Origin of the sequence: Bradyrhizobium acaciae (genome assembly GCF_020889785.1) — a bacterium.
Lineage (GTDB): Bacteria > Pseudomonadota > Alphaproteobacteria > Rhizobiales > Xanthobacteraceae > Bradyrhizobium > Bradyrhizobium acaciae.
Map to the genome: position 1 here is coordinate 1 of NZ_JACMYK010000326.1, position 758 is coordinate 758.

Annotated in this window: 1 protein-coding gene and 1 pseudogene; one reads left to right on the plus strand and one right to left on the minus strand. The window is 65.6% G+C overall.

Annotated features, from left to right (window positions below; all coding sequences use genetic code 11):
• Positions 1-203: NTP transferase domain-containing protein (locus tag H8A92_RS40575; protein WP_229200818.1), on the minus strand; the 203-nt coding region annotated here is incomplete at its 3' end.
• Positions 204-386: 183 nt separating this feature from the next.
• On the opposite strand from H8A92_RS40575, the pseudogene H8A92_RS40580 reads away from it, so the two are divergent.
• Positions 387-758, plus strand: a pseudogene (locus tag H8A92_RS40580) (hypothetical protein); the annotation flags it as partial.

Consider the following 758-nt stretch of genomic DNA (forward strand, 5'->3'; position numbering starts at 1 on the left):
CGGCGCGCCTCGGCGGCGACCGCCTCATGGTCCGGGCCGATCACCACCGCCAGCTGCGATCCCTCGCCGGAGGCGGCGGCATTGAGCACATGCGACAGCAGCGCCTGCCCGGCCACGGGGTGCAGCACCTTCGGTAGCGACGAGCGCATCCGCGTGCCCTCGCCGGCCGCAAGCACCACTGTCAGGCTGGTTCGCGCAGTCATTCGAAATCCTCGATGTCTCGCGCAGTCGGCTGCGCCAAGCTTTCTTCGAGGCCGTCTTTAATTGTTTTCCCCGGCAGAAGAAACCGATTCGCCTCGGTGAACCCTAGGATTCAAGTTCCCGGTCCATTTCCTGTTAATCTTTGCCTCGTGATTCGGCGGGCCTTGAGGAGGGCCAAGCGGGCTTTGGCCAAAGATCGCGACAATCTGGCGGCGGAATTCGAGATCGAGAGCACCACCGGCTTTTTGGCCGAGGAGGAATCTTTCGATCGCCGCATGCTGTGGCGGCTCGGCTCATGGGGCGTTGCCGCGGTCGGCGCCGTCACCCTTGCCGTGATGGCCAACCAGTCGGCGCTGACGCTGAAGCGCGACCAGGTCGCGGCATCCGATATCGCACGCCAGGCCCAGCAGTTGCAGACGCTGGCGAAGGAGAGCCACAACGAGACGCGCCGGCTGGCGTCCGCGATCGACACGCTCAACGGCGACCGCGACCGGCTCTATTCGCGCGTCACGACGCTCGAGCAAGGCCTGGACTCCGTGACCGGCACGATCGCCAAG